At 61.1% G+C, this 20,931-nt stretch carries 17 protein-coding genes; 7 read left to right on the top strand and 10 right to left on the bottom strand.

The window, feature by feature from the left end; translation table 11 throughout:
• Positions 1-18: 18 nt before the first annotated feature.
• The 7 genes from AC4CWF_RS00480 to AC4CWF_RS00450 all read right to left on the bottom strand — a co-directional run bounded on the left by AC4CWF_RS00480 (position 19) and on the right by AC4CWF_RS00450 (position 7,342).
• Entirely contained in the window at positions 19-1,401 is a 1,383-nt protein-coding gene (locus AC4CWF_RS00480; protein ID WP_491283194.1) for an FGGY-family carbohydrate kinase, read from the bottom strand.
• Positions 1,398-1,718 carry an L-rhamnose mutarotase gene (gene rhaM / locus AC4CWF_RS00475; protein WP_491283193.1) on the bottom strand — a complete coding sequence of 107 codons (321 nt, stop codon included), beginning with the start codon at positions 1,716-1,718 and terminating at the stop codon, positions 1,398-1,400. The genes AC4CWF_RS00480 and rhaM overlap by 4 nt, the downstream gene beginning before the upstream one ends.
• A complete protein-coding gene (locus tag AC4CWF_RS00470) occupies positions 1,715-2,728 on the bottom strand; it encodes an ABC transporter permease (RefSeq protein WP_491283192.1) in 1,014 nt (337 codons plus the stop codon). Before AC4CWF_RS00470 ends, rhaM begins: the two co-directional genes overlap by 4 nt.
• Positions 2,725-3,714 carry an ABC transporter permease gene (locus AC4CWF_RS00465; protein WP_491283191.1) on the bottom strand — a complete coding sequence of 330 codons (990 nt, stop codon included), beginning with the start codon at positions 3,712-3,714 and terminating at the stop codon, positions 2,725-2,727. The genes AC4CWF_RS00470 and AC4CWF_RS00465 overlap by 4 nt, the downstream gene beginning before the upstream one ends.
• Before the next feature lie 10 nt (positions 3,715-3,724).
• Positions 3,725-5,194 carry a sugar ABC transporter ATP-binding protein gene (locus tag AC4CWF_RS00460; protein WP_491285517.1) on the bottom strand — a complete coding sequence of 490 codons (1,470 nt, stop codon included), beginning with the start codon at positions 5,192-5,194 and terminating at the stop codon, positions 3,725-3,727.
• A gap of 275 nt (positions 5,195-5,469) precedes the next feature.
• Entirely contained in the window at positions 5,470-6,474 is a 1,005-nt protein-coding gene (gene rhaS / locus AC4CWF_RS00455) for a rhamnose ABC transporter substrate-binding protein (RefSeq protein WP_491283190.1), read from the bottom strand.
• 55 nt (positions 6,475-6,529) lie between these two features.
• Complete coding sequence (locus AC4CWF_RS00450; RefSeq protein WP_491283189.1) at positions 6,530-7,342, bottom strand: DeoR/GlpR family DNA-binding transcription regulator; 813 nt, start codon at positions 7,340-7,342, stop codon at positions 6,530-6,532.
• 200 nt (positions 7,343-7,542) lie between these two features.
• Here AC4CWF_RS00450 and AC4CWF_RS00445 point away from each other — a divergent pair, with 200 nt between their 5' ends.
• The 3 genes from AC4CWF_RS00445 to AC4CWF_RS00435 all read left to right on the top strand — a co-directional run bounded on the left by AC4CWF_RS00445 (position 7,543) and on the right by AC4CWF_RS00435 (position 12,275).
• Positions 7,543-9,639 (top strand): bifunctional rhamnulose-1-phosphate aldolase/short-chain dehydrogenase, encoded by a 2,097-nt coding sequence (locus AC4CWF_RS00445; protein ID WP_491283188.1) that lies wholly within the window; start codon positions 7,543-7,545, stop codon positions 9,637-9,639.
• A 170-nt stretch (positions 9,640-9,809) separates the two neighbouring features.
• Positions 9,810-11,102, top strand: coding sequence for an L-rhamnose catabolism isomerase (gene rhaI / locus AC4CWF_RS00440; protein ID WP_491283187.1), 1,293 nt, complete (start codon positions 9,810-9,812; stop codon positions 11,100-11,102).
• A 186-nt stretch (positions 11,103-11,288) separates the two neighbouring features.
• Positions 11,289-12,275 carry a crotonase/enoyl-CoA hydratase family protein gene (locus tag AC4CWF_RS00435; RefSeq protein WP_491283186.1) on the top strand — a complete coding sequence of 329 codons (987 nt, stop codon included), beginning with the start codon at positions 11,289-11,291 and terminating at the stop codon, positions 12,273-12,275.
• Positions 12,276-12,284: 9 nt separating this feature from the next.
• On the opposite strand, the gene AC4CWF_RS00430 is transcribed toward AC4CWF_RS00435, so the two are convergent.
• Together AC4CWF_RS00430 and AC4CWF_RS00425 are read right to left on the bottom strand one after the other, a co-directional pair.
• Entirely contained in the window at positions 12,285-14,783 is a 2,499-nt protein-coding gene (locus tag AC4CWF_RS00430) for an ATP-binding protein (protein ID WP_491283185.1), read from the bottom strand.
• Positions 14,780-16,945 (bottom strand): putative bifunctional diguanylate cyclase/phosphodiesterase, encoded by a 2,166-nt coding sequence (locus tag AC4CWF_RS00425; RefSeq protein WP_491283184.1) that lies wholly within the window; start codon positions 16,943-16,945, stop codon positions 14,780-14,782. The genes AC4CWF_RS00430 and AC4CWF_RS00425 overlap by 4 nt, the downstream gene beginning before the upstream one ends.
• A gap of 338 nt (positions 16,946-17,283) precedes the next feature.
• Here AC4CWF_RS00425 and AC4CWF_RS00420 point away from each other — a divergent pair, with 338 nt between their 5' ends.
• Positions 17,284-17,499, top strand: coding sequence for a hypothetical protein (locus AC4CWF_RS00420; RefSeq protein ID WP_491283183.1), 216 nt, complete (start codon positions 17,284-17,286; stop codon positions 17,497-17,499).
• A gap of 131 nt (positions 17,500-17,630) precedes the next feature.
• Positions 17,631-18,107 (top strand): hypothetical protein, encoded by a 477-nt coding sequence (locus AC4CWF_RS00415; protein WP_491283182.1) that lies wholly within the window; start codon positions 17,631-17,633, stop codon positions 18,105-18,107.
• A gap of 21 nt (positions 18,108-18,128) precedes the next feature.
• Here the strand turns inward: AC4CWF_RS00415 and AC4CWF_RS00410 are convergent, their stop codons facing one another.
• Complete coding sequence (locus AC4CWF_RS00410; RefSeq protein WP_491283181.1) at positions 18,129-18,347, bottom strand: DUF1674 domain-containing protein; 219 nt, start codon at positions 18,345-18,347, stop codon at positions 18,129-18,131.
• A gap of 135 nt (positions 18,348-18,482) precedes the next feature.
• On the opposite strand from AC4CWF_RS00410, the gene htpX reads away from it, so the two are divergent.
• A complete protein-coding gene (gene htpX / locus AC4CWF_RS00405) occupies positions 18,483-19,445 on the top strand; it encodes a zinc metalloprotease HtpX (RefSeq protein ID WP_491283180.1) in 963 nt (320 codons plus the stop codon).
• Positions 19,436-20,845, top strand: a complete 1,410-nt coding sequence (locus AC4CWF_RS00400) for an RsmB/NOP family class I SAM-dependent RNA methyltransferase (RefSeq protein ID WP_491285515.1) — start codon at positions 19,436-19,438, stop codon at positions 20,843-20,845. Before htpX ends, AC4CWF_RS00400 begins: the two co-directional genes overlap by 10 nt.
• Positions 20,846-20,931 lie beyond the last annotated feature (86 nt).

Here is a 20,931-nt window from a genome sequence, read left to right as displayed (position 1 = left end):
AGTTCCTGACGGTATGGTTCAGGTGAGATGCGAGCGCCAGAGAGCGCGGTATTCGCCGAGCCCGTCTGCCTCAAACGGCAAAACCGCGCGGCCACTTTCAGCGGGAAGATGCGCACCGCAGAGGAGGGCTGCTCCATGCGTGGTGCCGGTCGAGCCGTTCAGCGCCAGAACCGGACGGCGAAGAAGACCGGCCAGCGCCGAAAGATAGGTTTCGTTTGCAGCAAACGGCCCTTCGACCAGAACCGGCCCGCCAGCGCCTATAAGCTCCAGGCAGGCCTCAGTCATCAGCGCCAGATAAAGCGAGGCCGCCGCGCAGCGCTCGTGGCGATCGGGGCTGGGCACAGTTACTGCCTCGATCCACCGAAGACGCTTTCCGGGAAACGGGCCGGAGCCTTCCGCCACGTTGGGCAAAAGCATCAAGCCTCTCGACAGGACACCCGGCAGCGCCGAGGAAACGCCATCTTGGGGAAACGGGCCAAGTGCTGCCGCCAGCATTTCAAATTCGCGCCCACCCATAAACCGCGCCGAGGGAACCGCGCGGCCATAGGCGTCGACATTAGCCAGCGTATCACGGGCCGGGTCGAGGTGATCGAGATCGCCGCCGACGGCAAAGCTGACCACCCAGGTGCCGGTGGAAACCACCGAAAACGGCGGCTCGCGGCCCACCAGATGGGCAAGCAGCGAGGCGTTGGAATCGTGCAGGCCGCAAAACACCGGCACCGGTGCCGAAAGCCCGATTTCTCCAGCAAGATCCGGCAGGAGATCCCCCAGCCGATCAAAGGCGGACCGCACCGGCGCCATCAAGGAGCGGATGCCGAGGTCATCGACAAGGTTGGAAAACTGCCCTTCCCGCGGGCGCCAGAGATCGGTGTGGCAACCGAGCGAGGTCACTTCGTTTGCCGCAACGCCGGTCAGCCGGAAAGCCCAGTATTGCGGGTAGGTCATGATCGCAGCCACGCGGGCAAAATCATCCGCAAAGGCCGTCTTCTGGTAATGCAGTTGCGCGCCAAGGTTCAAGCCACCGGGAAGGGCCGGCGAAAAGGTTTCCGAAAAAGGCGGGCGCAGCGCCGCATAGGCCTCTTCGATGGCCTGCGGATAATGATGCTCGTAATCCAACACCGGAAGGGCGAGTTCTCCCGACGCATCGACAAGGGCTGCCGAGGCGCCATGGGTGGTGATCGAAATCGCATCGAAACCTGTTGTGCCCGCAAGCGCCTTCAGGGCCTCACGGAAAAAGGCCCAGAGGGCATCGATATCGTAGTGCGGATAGGGCGGCGTGGAGAGAACCCGGTTCGGCACGCGCCGCACATCCAGTTCCTCGCCGCTTGCACAATCGAGAATGACAACCTTGGCATTGGTCTTGCCGACATCGAGAACGGCAATGCGCGAAAACCCCGTCATGGCAGGTGGAACACCGTGACGAGATCGGCCGCGACGGGCGAATTGTCCGCGTTCGTCTCCATGATATCGGCCATATGCGCCCACCAGCGCTTCATCACCGGATGCTCCGGCAGCCTTGCCATCGTGTGATCGGCGGGGCGGGTGAGGACACCGAAGAGGGTGCCGGTCTCGCGGTCGAGATGGATCGAATAATCGCTGACACCGGCCTCGTGCAGGAGGTCCACCAGGTCCGGCCAGATTTCGTCATGGCGCTTGCGGTATTCGGCTTCCATGCCGGGCAAAAGCTTCATCTTGAAGGCGTGTTTTTCAAGGCTCATGCGCGTCTTGCCTGTTTGATACGGCGCGCCAGGATGGGCAGCGCGATGGTGACGATGAGGAGAAGGCCAACGAAGATCGACATGACGATGCCGGGCACGTTCAAGAGCCCGAGGCCGAAGGTGACAAGGCCCATGACGAAGGCGGCAATGACGACGCCGAGGATCGTGCCGGAACCGCCGAGAATGGAGACACCGCCGAGCACGACCATGGTGACCACTTCCAGCTCCCAGCCTTGCGCGATGGAGGGACGCGTCGAGCCCAGCCGCGAGGTGAGGCAGACGGCCGCAATGCCGCTCATCAGCCCCGTCAGCAGGAAGAGGATGAATTTCACCCGCTCCACCGGCACGCCGGAAAAACGCGCGGCAAACTCGTTATTGCCGATCACCATGACCTGCCGGCCGAAATTCGTCTTGTGCAGGAGAATGGCAAACAGCGCGGCGCAGAGGAGGAAGAGGCCGAATTCGAAGGAGAAGACCCAGAACAGATAACCCTGGCCGAAATAGGCAAAGCTTTCCGGATAGCCGCCATAGGCCTTGTCGCCCAGCGTGATGTAGGAAATGCCGCGAAACAGGCTCATCGTGCCGATGGTGACGACGATGGAGGGCAGCTTCAGCGCCGAGACCAGAAAACCGTTGAAGGCACCGCAGAGAAGGCCGGTGCCGATGCCGATGGCAACAAGCCCCGGCGTTCCGATGCCGGCCTGCGCTGCCGCTCCCATGGCGGTTGAGGCAAGCGCGATGATGGCGGCAACCGACAGATCGATCTCGCCGGCAATGATGAGGAGCGCCATGGCAAAGGCAACAAGTGCCTTTTCGGTAAAGTTGAACGTCGCGTCCGACAGGTTCCAGGCATCGAGGAAATAGGGCGAGGCCAGCGAATTGGCGATGAAGATCAGCACCGCCACGCCAAACAGCAGCACTTCCCAACTGGCAAGGATGCGGGTGAAGGGCGTGCCAAGCCGGTCGGGTATCGCGCGGCGAGCGGGAGCAGTGTTTACAAGATCGCTCATGCCGTCACCTCGGTCTTTTCGCGGTTGCGCAGAATGATGCGGCCCTTGCGTGCCTCGGCACGGGCGTTGAAAACCACGGCCAGCACGATCACCACGCCGGAAATCGCCATCTGGGCAAAGGGAGATATGCCGATGACCGGCAGCGCATTCTTGATGACGCCGAGAAACAGCGCGCCGAGCACGGCACCGGCGACGGAGCCGATGCCACCGGCAATCGAGATGCCGCCGATCACGCAGGCCGCGACGCTATCCAGCTCAAAACCATTGGCAATATCGACATAGGCCACCGCATAACGCGACACCCAGAGATAACTGCAAAGCCCCGCCATAGCGCCTGACAGCACGAAGGCGAGAAAGCGCGTGGCGCCGATATCGATGCCGGCATAAACGGCGGCCACCGGGTTTCCGCCGGAAGCGAAGGCTGCACGGCCGAATGGTGTGCGGGTCAGCACGAACCAGAAGAGCAGCACCACCAGCACCGCCACCCAGGAGAGAACCGGCAGTCCCAGCAGCACCGTGCGGGGCACGTTGAGGAAGGTCGGCGTCATCTGGTGGGCGTTGACCCAGCTTCCGCCTGAGAGCACGAACGCCATGCCGCGATAGATGGTGAGCGTGCCGAGTGTGACGACAATCGGCGGGATCTGCAGGATCCACACGAGAAAGCCGTTGATCGCGCCCAAAAATGCGCCGATGCCCAGCGCCATGACGATCAGAATGACCAGCGGCAGATCGGGAAAGGCGGCATTGGTCATGGCGACCGCCATGCCGGTGAAGGCAAGGTTTGCCGCCACCGACAGGTCGATGGATTTGGTGAGGATCACCGTCATCTGCGCCAGCGCCAGGATGATGAGGATCGACGTGTCGTTAAAAATGTTGACGAGATTGCCCGGCTCGGCAAAACCCGGCGCGCGGGTGGCAAAGCCTGCAATCATCAGCGCGATAATGCCGGTGAGCAGGATCTCGCGGTTTTTCAGAAATCGTGTCATCGCGGATCCCTCACGCATTGCCGGTGGCGGCACGCACCAGCACTTCGGCTGAGGCCTGCGCCCGGTCGAAAACTCCCGCCTGCAGCCCCTCGCGCATCACCATGACCCGATCCGACATGCCCAAGATTTCCGGCAGTTCGGAGGAGACCATGATGATGGAGAGACCCTGGGAGGCAAGTTCGGAGATGAAACCATGCACGGCGGCCTTCGAGCCGATGTCGATGCCCTTGGTCGGTTCATCGAGAATGATCACCTTCGGCTGCGTCGCGAGCCACTTGCCGATGACGACCTTCTGCTGGTTGCCGCCGGAGAGCGTGCCAACCGGCACCGAAAGGGCCGCCGCCCGCAGGTCCAGCCGCTCGGCATATTGCCGGGCCAACTTTAACTCGTTGGCGGCATTGAGGAAGCCGGAGCGCGAGGTTTTGGCAAGCGAGGGTAGTGACATGTTCTGGAAAATCGGCATGGGCAGCGCCAGCCCATGGCGGCCACGCTCTTCCGGCACATAGACGATGCCGGCCGCAATCGCCTCTGCCGACGAGCGGATTTCGATACGATTCCCTTCAAGCGTCAGCCGGCCGGACGACGGTTTGGTGATGCCAAACAGCGACTGGCAAAGTTCCGAGCGCCCGGCGCCGATGAGGCCGTAAACACCCAAGATTTCGCCGCGCTTCAGTTCGAAGGAAATGTCGTGGAATTCGGTTGGATGGCAATAACTTTGAACCGAAAGCACCGTCTGGCCAATGTCGACCGCGATCTTCGGAAACGCATCATGGACGTCGCGCCCGACCATCAGCCGGACGATTTCCGCCTGCGGCGTTTTCTTCAAGCGTCCCTGCCCGACCGCCTTGCCATCGCGAAAAACCGCAAAGTTCTCGGCGATTTCATAGACCTCGTCGAACTTGTGGCTAATGAACAGGATCGCCTTGTCCTGGCGCTTCAGCCCTTCCACGATGCGGAAGAGATCATCGATTTCCTTGCGCGAGAGCGCCGCCGTCGGCTCATCCATGATGACGATACGCGCTTCGACCGACAACGCACGCGCAATCGCCACCAGATGGCGCTGGGCAATCGAGAGATCCTTGAGGCGGATCGTCGGATCGATGTCGCTTTCCAGCTGGCGGAGCAGGTCGCGCGAACGGGCATGGATGGTGCGCCAGTCGATAGTGCCGAAACGGCCGCGCGGGGCATGGCCGAGAAAGATGTTTTCACCGACCGTCAGTTCGTCAAACAGCACGGTTTCCTGATGGATGGCGGTGACGCCGGCATCGATTGCGGCCTGCGCGCTGGCAAAACTGATCGGCTTGCCATCGATCAGGATCTCACCCTCGTTGGGGCGGTAGATGCCGGTGAGGATCTTGACGAGTGTGGATTTCCCCGCACCGTTTTCACCGATCAGCGCTGTCACCTGCCCCGGATAAAGGCTGATGGAGACCTGATCGAGCGCTTTTACGCCGGGAAAAATCTGGCTGATGCCGCGCATTTCCAGAACCGGGGCGGTATTGTGTGTCGGTGCCGCGCGATGGCGGCTATCTTGTATCTGGGGGGCGCCGTTCATCATGCATGGCCATTTCGCTGAATGTTGATTGCACCGGGCGTGGCCCCCTCACCCGGCCTCCGCTCCGCTCGGCCACCCTCTCCCCGAGGGGAGAGGAGAAACCAGGCGTTGCGGCAAACCCCTTCTCCCCATCGGGGAGAAGGTGCCGGCAGGCGGTTGAGGGGGCGGAACACGCTTACCGTTCAAGGGACCTTCGACGATCAGAAGATCTTCGAGAACTGGTCGATGTTCTTTGCGTCATAGACAAAGGGATCGGCCATCGCGGCTTCGCCATTGTCGCCGATCTTGATCGAGCCCATGCGGCCCGTCTTCACTTCGGTGCCCGGCTTGCCGGTCGCATCACCCTTGACGAGGTGATAGGCGATCTGGGTTGCCGAATAACCGAGGTCGATCGGGTTCCAGATTGCAAATTCCTTCGTCGCGCCCGACTTGATGGCGCCGGCCATTTCAGACGGGAGGCCAAGGCCGGTCACGTAGACCTGACCGATCTTGCCGGCATCCTTCACCGCCTGCGAGGCGGCGAGCACACCAACCGTGGTCGGGGCAACGATCACCTTGACGTTCGGCTGCGAGGTGAGAAGGCCCTGGGCTTCGCGGTAGCTCTTGTCGGCGAGGTCATCGCCATAGACGGTGGTTGCGAGGTTGAGGCCGGGGAAATCCTTCAGCTGCTTCTTCATCTCGCCGATCCAGATGTTCTGGTTGGTCGAGGTGGTGGTGGCAGACAGAATGGCGAAATCGCCCTTGCCGCCGGGCAGATGGTCCTTGGCAAGCGTCAGGCACATCTTGCCGATCAGCTCGTTGGAGGACGGGTTGAGGTGCATGATGCGCCCGGCCGGTGCCACGCCCGAATCCCAGGAGATGACCTTGATGCCCCGCTGTGCGGCCTTCTTCAGGGCCGGCACCACGGCATCCGGATCGTTGGCGGAAATTGCGATGGCATCCACACCTTGCGCGATCAGCGAGTTGATGACTTCGATCTGGCCTTCGGCCGTGGTCGTGGTCGGGCCGGTATAGATGATCTTGACGCCGCCCAGTTCCTTGGCGGCCTCTTCGGCGCCCTTGTTGGCGGCTTCAAAGAAGCCGTTGCCGAGCGACTTCACCACCAGCGCGATCTTGATGTCGGCGGCAGAGGCAAAGCCTGCCATGGAAACGGAAGCTGCAAGCGCAAGCGTTGCTGCACCCAGATGTCTTCTCGATAATTTCATGTTCATTCCTCCCAATTAAAGACCGTTCTCTCCCCTTCTTCGGCCGGTCGTCTCCTCACGCGACCGAAGAAGTATCCTGTCTGCCGGCGGCTGCCACGGGTTTGACCGTGATCAGCTTCACGCCTGCATTTTCCACCATCGCGGCCGCCTCGTCGGTCACGCCGTCGTCGGTGATGATGGTCGAAACATTTTCCAGCGGGCAGAGGATCATGCTGGAGCGCCGGGCAAACTTGCCCGAATCGACCAGCAGGATCAGCTCATCCGCCTGGCGCATCAGCCGCTGCTCGCTCTGGATCACCAGCGCATCCGGCTCCATCACGCCAAGCGCCGAGATGCCTTGCGCACCGACAAACATGCGGCGCGCATAAAAATTGCGGATCGCGTCGTTTTCGAAGGGCGACAGAATCAGGCTCTGGTCGCGATAGATCGCGCCGCCCGGCACTGTCACCGTGCATTTCGACTGCTTGACCAGATGTTCGGCAATCGCGAACGAATTGGTCATCACCTGCAGGCGGCGGGCGGACATGAAATGCACCATCTGGAATGTCGTGGTGCCTCCGTTGATGATGATCGAATCACCTTCTTCGCAGAGTTCGACCGCTGCGCGCGCAATTGCGCGTTTCTTATCGATATTGACCGATTCCGACACGCGAAACGGTCGCGCCGCCAGATTGCCAAGCTGCGGCGGATGCATGGCTTCCGCCCCGCCGCGCACCCGGCGCAGCTTTCCCTGCACATGAAGGGCCGCAATGTCACGCCGGATCGTCGCCTCGGAAGCCTCCGTTAACTCAGCAATATCCTGCACCGTGATCACAGGTTTTTCCTGGATCGCGCTCAAGATGATGCGATGGCGTTCACGTTCGTGCATGGGGTCCTCCTTGCTGTCGATATAGTCTTAGCAAAAGATCGCTGTCAATCATAATCAATCACAAATCCCTATGTTGCGCCGCACAATGAAAACTTATGATCGTTTTTGATTGACAATCGTGATGTGCCTGCGCGATATCCTGAAGCCAACCGAGGTGGCTTGGAATGAGCGCCTTGAACAACAGATCTGGGAGGATTTCCATGACGGGCCAAACACACCTTCTCGAAAGCCGCTGGGACGATGCCCATGCGGCAAACCTCGATGAACCGGGCAAGCTTCTTTACCGCTCCAACCTTCTGGGCGCCGACAAGCGCATCACCAATTACGGCGGCGGCAACACGTCCGCCAAGGTCATGGAAACCGATCCGCTGACCGGGGAAAAGGTTCAGATCCTCTGGGTCAAAGGCTCCGGCGGCGATGTCGGCACGATCAAGCTCGATGGTTTTGCAACGCTGTACCAGGAGAAGCTGGAGGCGCTGAAGGGCATCTACAAGGGCGTCGAGGATGAAGACCGCATGGTGGGCTTCCTGCCGCATTGCACCTTCAACCTCAATCCGCGCGCGGCCTCCATCGATACGCCGCTGCACGGTTTTGTGCCGTTCACGCATGTCGATCACATGCATCCGGATGCAATCATCGCGATTGCCGCCTCAAAGAATTCCAGGGAACTGACGCAACAGATTTTTGGCGCCGATATCGGCTGGCTGCCCTGGCGCCGCCCCGGTTTCCAGCTGGGCCTCGATCTCGAAGCCTTCGTGAAGGCCAATCCGACGGCAAAGGGCGTGGTGCTGGAAAGCCATGGCCTGTTTACCTGGGCAAATGATGCCAAGGATTGCTACCTGCTGACGCTCGAGATCATCAATAAGGCCATCGCCTGGTTTGCCACGGAAACCGAGTGCAAGGTGATCTTCGGTGGCGCCGTCACCCAGAGCCTGCCGGCCGAAGAACGCCGCACGATTGCCGCCCGCCTGATGCCGGAGATCCGTGGCCGCATCGGAAAACTTGAGCGCAAGCTTGGCCATTTCGACGATCAGGATGCGGTTCTGGAATTCGTCAATTCCGCAGACCTGAAGCCGCTCGGGGCGCTCGGCACCTCCTGCCCCGACCATTTCCTGCGCACCAAGATCCGCCCGCTGATTCTTGATTTCGATCCGGCGCAGCCGGATGTCGATGCGGTTCTCTCCGGCCTCGATCAGGCGCTTGAAGACTACCGCGCCGATTACACGCGTTATTACCAGGCCTGCAAACACGACAACTCGCCAAAGATCCGCGACCCGAACCCGGTGATTTTCCTCGTTCCCGGCGTCGGCATGTTCTCCTTTGCGAAAGACAAGGCGACGGCCCGCATTGCCGGCGAGTTTTATGTCAACGCCATCAACGTGATGCGCGGCGCCTCAACCGTGTCCGACTATCAGGGCCTGCCGGAGCAGGAAGCCTTCGATATCGAATACTGGCTGCTGGAAGAGGCAAAGCTGCAGCGTATGCCCAAGCCCAAAAGCCTTGCCGGCCGGGTTGCCTTTGTGACCGGCGGTGCCGGCGGCATCGGCCGGGCAACGGCGGAACGGTTGGTGGCGGAAGGCGCCTGCGTGGTGCTGGCCGATATCGATGCGGACGCGCTTTCCTCGACGCTTGCCGATTTCTCCAAACGCCACGGCGCCGATTCCGTGCGTTCGGTAAAGCTTGACGTGACGCAGGAAACTGCTGTCATCGACAGCTTTGCAGCAGCGTCCGTCGAATTCGGTGGCGTCGACATTCTCGTCTCCAATGCCGGCATCGCCTCTTCGGCACCGGTAGAAGACACCACGCTTGCCATGTGGGACAAGAATATCAGCATTCTCGCCACCGGCTATTTCCTTGTTTCACGTGAAGCATTTCGTCTTTTCCGCCGCCAGAAGCTCGGTGGAAACGTGGTCTTCGTCGCCTCCAAGAACGGCCTTGCCTCCTCCCCCAATGCGTCGGCCTATTGCACCGCAAAGGCTGCCGAAATCCATCTGGCGCGCTGCCTGGCGCTGGAAGGGGCCGATGCCGGCATCCGCGTCAACACTGTCAATCCCGATGCGGTTCTGCGCGGCTCCAAGATCTGGAACGGCGAATGGCGCGAACAGCGCGCGGCTTCTTCGAAGATCGAGGTGGACGATCTGGAAGAACATTACCGCAAGCGCTCGATGCTGAAGCTCAACGTGTTTCCGGAAGACATTGCCGAAGCGATCTATTTCCTCGCGTCGGATCTTTCGGCGAAATCCACGGGCAATATCATCAACGTGGATGCGGGCAACGCGCAGAGTTTTACGCGATAAGGGCCTTGCGTCCGGATCCTATGCTCCTCACCCTCTCCCCGCCATGACGGGGAGTTGGTTCACGTAACGCTTGAACGCGCCGGAGACAGCACCGCATATCCCTTCTCCCCGCAAGCGGGGAGAAGGTGGCGGCAGCCGGATGAGGGACGCATCCTTTGGGAGGAAACACAATGACCGAACCGACAATTTCGAGCGATCAGATCGCCGTACACAATCAACAACACGCAGCCGCCCTTGCATCCGATTATTCAGCACTGGGCGAAAAGCTTTCCCGCAGTGGCATCGATATCAACGCCATCACGGCAAAGGTGTCGGACTTCTTCGTGGCCGTCCCCTCCTGGGGTGTGGGCACCGGCGGCACGCGTTTTGCCCGTTTTCCGGGCCCCGGCGAACCGCGCCACATCTTTGACAAGCTGGACGATTGCGCCGTCATCCAGCAGTTGACGCGGGCGACACCCACTGTTTCGTTGCACATTCCCTGGGACAAGGCTGACCCGAAGGTCTTGAAGGACAAGGCCGCATCGCTTGGCCTCGGCTTCGATGCGATGAATTCCAACACGTTTTCGGACGCCGCCGATCAGGCGCATTCCTACAAATACGGCTCGCTTAGCCACAAGGATGCAGCAACGCGGGCGCAGGCGATCGAGCACAACATCGAATGTATCGAACTCGGCGATGCGCTCGGCTCAAAGGCGCTCACTGTCTGGATCGGCGACGGCTCCAATTTTCCGGGCCAGACGAATTTCACGCGTCAGTTCGAGCGGTATCTCGATGCCATGCGCGAGATCTACAAGGCGCTGCCGGATGACTGGCGGCTGTTTTCCGAACACAAGATGTACGAGCCGGCCTTCTATTCGACCGTCGTGCAGGATTGGGGCACCAATTACCTGATCGCCCAGACGCTCGGTGACAAGGCCTTCTGCCTCGTCGATCTCGGCCATCATGCACCCAATACCAATATCGAGATGATCGTCGCCCGCCTCATCCAGTTTAAAAAGCTCGGCGGCTTCCACTTCAACGATTCGAAATATGGTGATGACGATCTGGATGCCGGTTCGGTGGATCCCTACCGCCTGTTCCTCGTCTTCAATGAGCTTGTGGATGCGGATCATCGCGGCGTGAAAGGTTTCCACCCCGCCCACATGATCGACCAGAGCCACAATGTCACCGATCCGATCGAAAGCCTGATCTCCTCGGCCAACGAGATCCGGCGCGCTTATGCGCAGGCCTTGCTGGTGGACCGTGCCAGCCTTGACGGTTTCCAGGAGGAAAACGATGCGCTGATGGCAAGCGACACCCTGAAGCGCGCTTATCGCACCGATGTCGAGCCTATTCTGGCAGAAGCGCGTCGGCGGGCTGGCGGGGCGATAGATCCCATCGCAGCCTATCGTTTAAGCGGCTATCGCGCGACAGTTGCAGCCCAGCGTCCTGCAGTCAAAGGAGGCTCCGGCGGCATCGTCTGAGCCCTCACAGGGATGTGTGCCTGGTGGAGTATCCCCAAACCAGGCACACAAACTATTGCATTAGCTAAATAAAATAAAGTTCATTAACTGTAATTCTTAATCAGATTTTAAAAACTTCGCGTTCGCCCCCTTCGCACCGCAACACAGTTTGATACACTGTCGGCTATTGGTAACGGGGTCGAGACTATGGTGGATGTAACGGAGCGGGCGCGACAGGCAGGCAGCGGACGCGAGGCGCCCGGCGGCATTGTCGTTCAGCATCCCTCCAAAGCCAATGCGGAACGGCAGATCTTGCCGCGAGGCGGTGACGCCCTGCCGATCGAGCTGAGCTTTGCCACGGCCTCCTATGAGCAGCTTGAGGTGCGCCTTGATCCTGCCCAGAAAACCCTCTGGTATTTCATGCGCCCGACGCAGGCGCCAAGTTATACGCCTGCCCTTCTCAAGGATCTGAGCAGCCTTCGCGGCCGCATCCAGCAATTGTTCGAGCGCCCGGGCGACGAGTTGCCGCTGCTTTATCTGGTCAACGGCTCCAAGCAGCCGAACATCTTCAACCTCGGTGGCGATCTCGGCTATTTTGCCGAGCATATCCGCAGGCGGGATCGTGAGGGTCTTCGCCGTTATGCGCTGGATTGCGTCGACCTCGTCTATTCGTCATCGCAGAGCCTCGATCTGCCGATCTTCCTGATTTCGCTGGTGCAGGGCGATGCGCTCGGCGGCGGCTTCGAGGCAGCGCTTGCCTCCGACATCATCATTGCCGAGCGCAAGGCAAAGTTCGGCCTGCCGGAAATCCTCTTCAACCTCTTCCCCGGCATGGGCGCCTACAGCTTCCTGTCACGACGCCTCGACCCGACACGCGCCACGAAGATGATCATGGGCGGGCAGATCTATACCGCCGACGATCTCTTCGAAATGGGTCTCGTCGACATGGTGGTGGAGGATGGCAAGGGTGAAGAGGGCGTTCGCGAATACATCGCCCGCAACAGCCGCAAGCACGCCATCCAGCGCACCATGCGTGATGTGCGCCGCCGGGTAAACCCGCTCACCCATCAGGAGTTGATCGACGTCGTCGATCTCTGGGTGGATGCGGCGATGGCGCTTGAAGATGCGGATCTGCGCAAGATCGACCGGTTGCGCGGTGCCCAGACCAAGCGCATCGAGGCGAGCCTCGGTTAACGGGGCGTATTACGAAGCAAGGCGCGATTGTACTTCCCGCTGAAACCTCTGAAACTCGCTGTTGAGCAGGTTGAGGTGGATTTCGCCGCGCTGGCTAAGCTCCGGATCGTTGATCTCGCGCCATTCCAGGCAGAGCTGGTAGATGCGCGCCGCCCCGACATTGGCAGCGGCACTGCGCAGGGCATGGGCGCAGTTGCGAAAGCTCTGGACGTTTTCCTCCGCAACCGCATGGGCAAGTTCGCTGAGCGCGTCGGCGGAATCGCTGACGAACTGTTCCAGCAGCTGATCGACGAATTCCGTGCCACCCAACTGCTCCAGCGCCTCGCAGGTGGCCGCATCGATGATCGGACGGTCGGCCGCGAGAGGCGAAGCGACGGGCGCGTCCACCACTTCGGCAACCGGCTCGGGCATGGTGTCGCCAATGATCGCCGCAATGGTTTCCAGGAGACGCCTTGGTTCGACGGGCTTTGTCAGGCATTCCGCCATGCCGGCTGCAAGGCAGCGCTCGCGCGCCTCGTCCGTGGCATCGGCGGTGACGGCAACGACCGGGATTTCCTTCGTGCCAAGCGCTGCGAAACGATAAAATTTCACCGCCTCGATACCGTTCATCACCGGCATGTTGAGATCCATCAGCACGAGGTCGAGATCGCCCTTCAGCATGCGCTCGACGGCGGCCTCGCCGTTTTCGACCACTTCGTAATGGTGACCGCTGGTTTCCAAAATCTTGCCAAGCACCATCTGGTTGGTCTTGTTGTCGTCGGCAATCAGCAGCCTGAAACGCCGCCCGGTGCGCACCGGCACCTGCATCTCGGCCTGCCTGTCGGCGCTTTCCCTGGTCATGGCCAGGAGTAGGGACAGGTTGTTTGGCGCGTCGGGCGCGACGACGGAGAAAAACAGGTGGCGCATGACGGGCGTCAGGCGCACGTCCGCTGGCTGGCGCTTGACGAGAACCAGAAGCGGGGCATCGTCGAGCGGGAAGGCATCGAGCAGCAGCCGCGCCACGCGCGCCGGCGAAGGATCGCGGATCTGCGAATCGACCAGCACAAGCGGTCGCCTCACCCCTTCGCCCTGCAATGTCCGCACCGCCGCCACCGCCGCTTCGACGGTCGAAACCCGCCGCGCATCCTGATAGGCCCCAGCCGACAGCGGGCTCGACCCGAGATACACAAAGACCGGAAGCGTGATCTCTTCCTGTTCTTCGAACACGGCCTCGACCGGCAGGTGAAAGAAGAAGGAACTGCCCTCGCCCGGTGCGCTGACAACCCCGATTTCGCCGCCCATCGCGCGGACCAGCTGGCGCACGATGGCAAGCCCAAGCCCGGTGCCGCCGAAGCGGTCCATGATCGTGCCATCCGCCTGGGTAAAGCGTTCGAAGATGCGCCCATGGGCGGAGGGATCGATCCCGATGCCGGTATCCGCGACCTCCACATGCAGGCCTGCGCCATCCGCAGTGGACTTATAGTCCACCTCGATCCGGATATGGCCGCTTTCGGTGAACTTGACGGCATTGCTGGCAAGGTTGAGGAGGATTTCTTCCAGATGCCGGCGGTCGGCCAGCACAAATTGCGGTGTGTTGGCGCCGACATGCAGGGAAAGCCTGAGGCCCTTTGCATGGGCTGCCACGCCCGCCATGGCCTTCACGTCCTGCAACAGGCGCGGCAGGTCCACCTTTTCCGGCAGGATCTTCACCTGACCCGCCTCGATGCGGGAGAGATCGAGAAGGGCTTCGATCAGCGACAGGAGCGAGCGGCCGGAGCGGCTGATGGTGCGCACCATATCCTTGTGCTCACTCTTCAGCGCCATGCCCATCAGGAGATCGCTGAGGCCGATGATGGCGTTGAGAGGCGTGCGCAACTCGTGGCTCATGCTGGCCAGAAACAGGCTTTTGGCGCGGCTTGCCTCTTCCGCCTCGCGTTTTGCCTCGGAGAGCTTGCGCACGAGCTTTGCCGTATAGGCGGGAATGACGATCAGCGCGCCGATGAGGCCGATGGAGAGATTGATCTCATTCTGCCAATAGGGTGTGGTCAGCACCACGGCCAGAAAACCGGTGACGGCCGCCACAGCCGCAATGGCCAGATAAACGATGCCGAAACGAAAACCATTGCCGAGGACGGCCCAGAAATAGACGAGAAACAGGGCAGCGCCCGCCTCGCCGCTGACATGCAGCCCATAGGAAAACGCCCCGACATCCGCAACGATGCCGGCGACCCGGCGATAATGGCTGACGCCCGGGTAAAACAGGATATGCAGAAAGAGGCCGAAGGCAAAAATCTCGAACAACACGACCGGTGCGGCCGCCACGTCGAGGGCTGAAGAGGCGGCATCAGACCCGAAGATCTGAGCAAGCACCAGATAGATGATGATACCGGAGGAGAGAATCAGGCGGTTTGTCGTCAGCTCATGTTCGGTATCCGGGCGTGACCGCAGCATTGCCCGCAAATGACGCAGCGAGACCGAGAGCGGCTGGCCAAACAGCCGGCGGGGATCAAGGGGAAGGGCCTGCCTCATGCACTGATTCCCAGCCCCTGCGGATCAAGGCTCTGTTGCCCGCGCACCAGATCGATGAACTGCGCGGCCGGCATCGGGCGCCCGAAGAGATAACCCTGCATGACATCGCAACCATCGACCTTCAGCAGCGTTGCCTGCGCCTCCGTCTCGACACCTTCGGCAACGACGGTGAGGCCAAGGCTGTGACCGAGATTGGCAACCGTGCGCACGATGGCATGGTCGCTCGGATCCTCTACCATGTTGCGGACGAAACACTGATCGATCTTGATGCGATCGATGGGAAACTGCTTGATATAGTTCAGCGACGAATAACCGGTGCCGAAATCGTCGATAGAAATGCCCACTCCCGAGGCGCCGATCTGCTTTAACGCGGATACGACGCTCTCGGTGTTCTCGATGACGATGTTCTCGGTGATCTCGATCTCCAGAAAGCTGGGATCCAGGTCGGCGGCAGCAAGCGACCGCATGATGAGGTCGGCCACGTTGACCCGACGGAACTGGACCGGCGACAGGTTGACGCTGATCCGCAGGTCCGAAAGCCCCAGACGCTGCCAGTTGCGGGCCTCCCGGCAAGCCTCGGTCAAAACCCATTCGTTGATCGGCACGATCAGGCCGTTTTCTTCCGCCCGCGGCAGAAAACTGCCCGGCGTCACCAGTCCCTGTTCCGGGTGCTGCCAGCGCAGCAGCGCCTCAGCGCCGATCACTGTGCCGGAGGCGGCCGAAATCAGCGGCTGGTAGTAGATGACGAACTGACCCTCATCGATTGCGGTGCGCAGCTTGCCATCAAGAATGGCGTTGTTGCGCATGCGCTCGGCCATGTTCGTTTCGAAGAAACGGAACTGGTTGCCGCCATTTTCCTTGGCCTGGTACATGGCAAGCTCAGCATTCTTGACGAGCTTGCTGACATCGGTGCCATCGACCGGATGCGCGGTAATGCCGATGCTTGCGCCACAGGAAAATCGTTTCCCCTCGCTGGTGAACGGCTGGCCCAGGGCCTCGATCACCTGACGGGCACGGGCGGTGGCATCCGGATCGCCGCTGCCGATCGATTGCAGCATGGCAAACTCATCGCCGCCAAGCCGCGCCACCATATCGTCCGGCCCTGCCAGATGTTGCAGGCGGCGGGAGACTTCCTTCAGGAATTCGTCACCGGCATCGTGCCCGAGCAGTTCGTTGATGCTCTTGAACTCGTCGATATCGATGAAATGCAAGGCAAAAGACCGATCGCCACGCCGTGCGCGGGCAACCTCCCGGCGCAACCGGTCCAGCAGGAAGTTGCGGTTGGGCAGGTTGGTCAGGGCATCGTGGCGTGCCACATGCAACAGATGTTCTTCGGCCCGCTTGCGCTCGGTGATGTCGAGTGCGCTGGTGACGACGCCGACAACGGTCTCGCTGCTGTCGCGAAGCGGCGACTTGGTCGTCAGGAAAACCCGCCTGTCGCCGATGGCACTTGTCATCTCGCGCTCGAAGCTTTGCAGGGGCTGGCCGCTCAGAATGACCTTGCGATCCAGCATGCGGTTCGGCCCGGCAATTTCCGCATCGACCAGAAGGTCGCTGCTCTTGCCGACAAGGCTTGCCGGATCGCGCGCCATAAATTCGCCGACGAACGCATTAACGAAGAGGATGCGGCCCTCCGGATCGCAGGCACTGACCATGGCCGGCACCGTATCGATAACCTGCGCCAGCCTTTCGCTGGAATCGCGCAGCACCGCTTGGCGCGATTGCTCGCTTGATGCAAGCTCGACGGCCAGATAGCGGGCGCGGCTTTCCAGCAGCAGTTGCTGCTTGCGCAGCTTCAGCAGGTTGCGTGCCCGCGTGATGAATTCCTGATGATCAATGGGGCTTTGCAGGAAATCGGTGGCGCCGGCCTCCAGCGCGCGCATGCGAAAGCTGCGCTCCTCATAAACAGTGATGACAATCACCGGGATCTCGGAAAAACCGTGCAGCGCGCGCACCGCACGAATGAAACCGGCGCCGTCCATGACCGGCATCTTGAAATCGGTGACAATGAGATCCGGAACCAGCCCCGCCTCAAAGGCGGCGATGGCGCTTTCCGGATCCGCAAAGACGCGGATAACCACGGCATCTTCGATCGAGGATGCGAGCCTCTCGAAGATGCGTCGGTTGGTTTCCTGGTCATCGAGAATCGCAATTAGGGGCATTCTGGATTCCGATATCATATCGACGGCCGGCAGATCGGCGGCAGACATGGTCATGCTGCAAAGGTTTCATGCCGTTCAAGGCACACTTGCGCCACGTTAGGCAGTAAACCGTTAACAGTTTGATACTGGATCAGGTTAGACGCAGGCTCTTGCTTTGAAGTGCAACGATAGATCGGTCCCGAAACAGGATCTGCAAATACTGGTGTTCATTTTATGACAGTTTGACCGTGGCTGCACGACAACACCCGCAGCGTCCCGGACCTCTGCAAGGCAGGCTTTGCTTTGACCGCCGCCATCCGAGCACCTATTGTAAGCCATGGTAATCCAACGGAGGCGAGATGCCGTTTTCCTCCTATGACACGCTGGAGACGAAGGATCTGCGTATCCTCCGCGACGTGCTGGAAGAGGTCTGTGCTGAGCGGGCGCTCGCCGTTGACGGCGACGAGGCCCATGCCATCGGGCGATCGCTGATCGACTGGTATCTGTTCGGGATCCGCCAGCCGGACGAGTTGAGAGCCATGCTCGATCCGCTGCCCTCCGATACGACCGGCTGATCCGGACACCATACCCCTATCGCACAGAGGTCAGCCGCAACCCTTGCTTTCGTCCCATGACTGCCATGAGGATGACGGCAGATCGAATCGCCGGGACCCGGCAGGGGCCAAGGCGCCGGAAATGGATAGGCATGGCGAAGAAACACAAGCGCAGCGCGCTCGAAAAACTCCAGAAGCACTGGCAAAGAGCAACTGCCGACGAGCGCCGGACGTTTCTTGCCGGCGTCTACGGGAAAGGGGGCGACCTGGATGGTGCGCAGCCCAGTGAGACCTTCCAGAACAGGCTCGATATTGGCGACGAAATGATCGCAAACGGCCGCTACCTGCTGCCGCTGACGGTTGCCCGCATTGAAAAGATCATGATCGCCCGTCGCATCGGGCCGTCCGAGGTGATGGCCGAAATGGGCTTTGCCGGACAGGGCACGGCTTTGGCCCGCGCACTCATTCGAAAGGCCAGCATCCGGCTTATGGTCATTTCAGCCCTTCAACGCTGGTTGCGCGTCAACGAGGCCGCAGAGATGGCCGAACCGGGCGATGGCGCGCGACACCTTCAGCCCGACGCTTCGGCCGAACGCCCACCGGAGGTGCGTGTCGTCGCGCACTCCTGAAGCCGCACCGGTGGCAGCGCCTTAGAAATCGATGGCGCGGCCGTTGATTTCCCAGTCTCCGAAGCGGGCGGGATCGGCACCGCCACGCCCGCCGCGCTCTGCGGGCATCTCCACCGGCTTTTCGCGGGCGCGCCGCTCCTCGGCTTCCTGAAGCGCACGCTGTGCGGCGGGCGAAAGCACCTTCGGAGCCGGGTCCGCCGTGGTTTCGGTTTCGATATTGTCGTTGTCCGGCATCTGCATGGCAAAACGTCCTTGCGTTGCGGGGAATATTGAAAACACGCCCCGGATAACCACATTCCTCTACGATCAATGCGCCTTTACGATAAAATGCGGCGCGCATGAAGCGCCGCGATCCCATTCCTCGGAGAACCGACGATGAACATGATCCGCACCGCCATGCTTCTGGCCTTCATGACGGCTCTCTTCATGGGCGTCGGCTTCCTGATCGGTGGCCGCGCCGGCATGATGATCGCACTTGTGATCGCGGCCGGCATGAACCTGTTCTCCTACTGGAATTCCGACAAGATGGTGCTTTCGGCCTATCGCGCGCAAGAGGTTGACGCGAACAATGCGCCGGAATTCTACTATATGATCCGCGATCTCTCGGCCAATGCGGGGCTGCCGATGCCGCGCGTCTACATCTATGACAATGCCCAGCCGAACGCCTTTGCGACCGGCCGCAACCCGGAAAACGCCGCCGTTGCTGCCTCCACCGGCCTTCTGGAACGGCTTTCGCCGGAGGAAGTGGCGGGTGTGATGGCGCATGAGCTTGCCCATATCCAGAACCGCGACACGCTGACCATGACGATTACGGCAACGCTTGCCGGTGCGATTTCCATGCTCGGCAATTTCGCCTTCTTCTTTGGCGGCAACCGAGAGAACAACAATCCGCTCGGTTTCATCGGCGTGCTCGTCGCCATGATCGTGGCACCGCTTGCGGCCATGCTCGTGCAGATGGCGATCAGCCGCACGCGCGAATATTCGGCCGACAAACGCGGCGCTGAAATCTGCGGCAATCCGCTCTGGCTTGCCTCGGCGCTTGGCAAGATCGCCGGTGCTGCCCAGACGATCCGTAGCCAGGATGCCGAGCGCAATCCGGCCACCGCGCATATGTTCATCATCAATCCACTGTCGGGTGAGCGGATGGACAACCTGTTTTCGACCCATCCCGACACCGGAAACCGCATCGCCGCCCTGCATTCCATGGCATCGAGCATGCCCATGACCTCGACGCGCCCTGCAACGACTGCTAGACCCACGCGCACATCGCGTTCCGTGCCGACAACCGGCCCGGCGCGCCGCAACGATGACGAACCGCGCAAAGGTCCCTGGTCTTGACGGCAGACGACAACAAGAAGAAACGACAGAAGCCCTCCACGCCACGCCCGAGCGAAGACGGAGCGCCAAGACATCCGGTGTTTGCCGACAAGCCGGGCCTTGATGTGCGCATCGCCGCCTCCAAGATCCTCGCCGCCGTCATCGACAAAAAGACGCCGCTCGATGGCATGCTGGATGCCGGCCACGGCAACCCGGCCTACCGCGCCTTGAGCGAGGCGGACCGCTCGCTGCTGCGCGCCATCCTCAACACCACGCTTCGCCACCTTCCGCGCATTGAAAAAAGCCTGTCGATGATGCTCGACAAGCCGCTGCCGGAGGGCGCGCGCGCGCTCCAGCACGTTCTGACGACGGCAGCCGCGCAGATCCTTTACCTCGACATTCCCTCGCATGCCGCCGTTGACCTCGCCGTCGAGCAGGCGCATCGCGATCCGCGCAACCGACGTTTTGCCAAGCTGGTCAACGCCCTTCTGCGCCGCATGGTGCGCGAGCGCGACGAAATCCTTATCGCAAGCGAGGCCATCTCTCCGGTGCCCGGCTGGTTTTATGCCCGTCTCGTCAAATCCTATGGCGAGGCTGAGGCACGGCGCATTGCCGAGGCGCAACTGACGCCAGCGCCAATCGATCTCACCGTCAAGGCCGACGGACAAGCCTGGGCCGAGCGGCTCAACGCTCGCCTTCTGCCGACCGGAAGCCTGCGGCTTTCAGCCTTTGAGGGCGGCATTCCCGCTGTTGATGGTTTCGAGGATGGCGCCTGGTGGGTTCAGGATGCCGCCGCCAGCATTCCAGCCCAACTGTTCGGGCAGATCAAGGACAAGCGCATTGCCGATCTCTGCGCCGCACCCGGTGGCAAGACGGCGCAGCTCTGCGCGCTCGGGGCCGAAGTTATTGCCGTCGAGATGTCGGGCAATCGTGCTGTGCGTCTCACCGAAAACCTCGCCCGCCTCAATCTGTCCGCCGAGATCGTTCAGGCAAACCTCTTCGACTTCAAGCCGGAAGAGCTTCTGGATGGCGTGCTGCTCGATGCCCCCTGCTCGTCTACCGGCACCACCCGTCGGCACCCGGACGTGCTCTGGACCAAGGACGCAAAGGACATCGAAAAGCTGGCGGAACTGCAGGGCCGCATGCTGCGCCATGCCCTGACGCTGGTGAAGCCCGGCGGGCTGGTGGTGTTTTCCAACTGCTCGCTCGATCCGCTGGAAGGCGAGCAACTTGTGGCGCAATTGCTGCGCGACGATGCCTCGGTCAAGCGCGTGCCGATCCGGCGCGAGGACTGGCCGGGGCTGGAAGAGGCGATCAACCCGCTTGGCGAATTCCGCACGACGCCTGCCATGATCTTGCCGAGCGAAGGTCATGCCGGTGGCATGGACGGGTTTTTCGCCTGCGTTCTGCAGCGCGGGTAAGGATTTATTCACCATAAGCGCGCACATTCGGGACTTGTAATGGACTGCGGCCGTTTCAGGAGAAGTGGCAGGCGGGAGGGGTCCAT

This window comes from Neorhizobium sp. PAMB6630 (genome assembly GCF_058242775.1).
The sequence above is the reverse complement of the archived record's forward strand: the minus strand, read 5'-3'. Positions and strand labels throughout refer to the sequence as shown.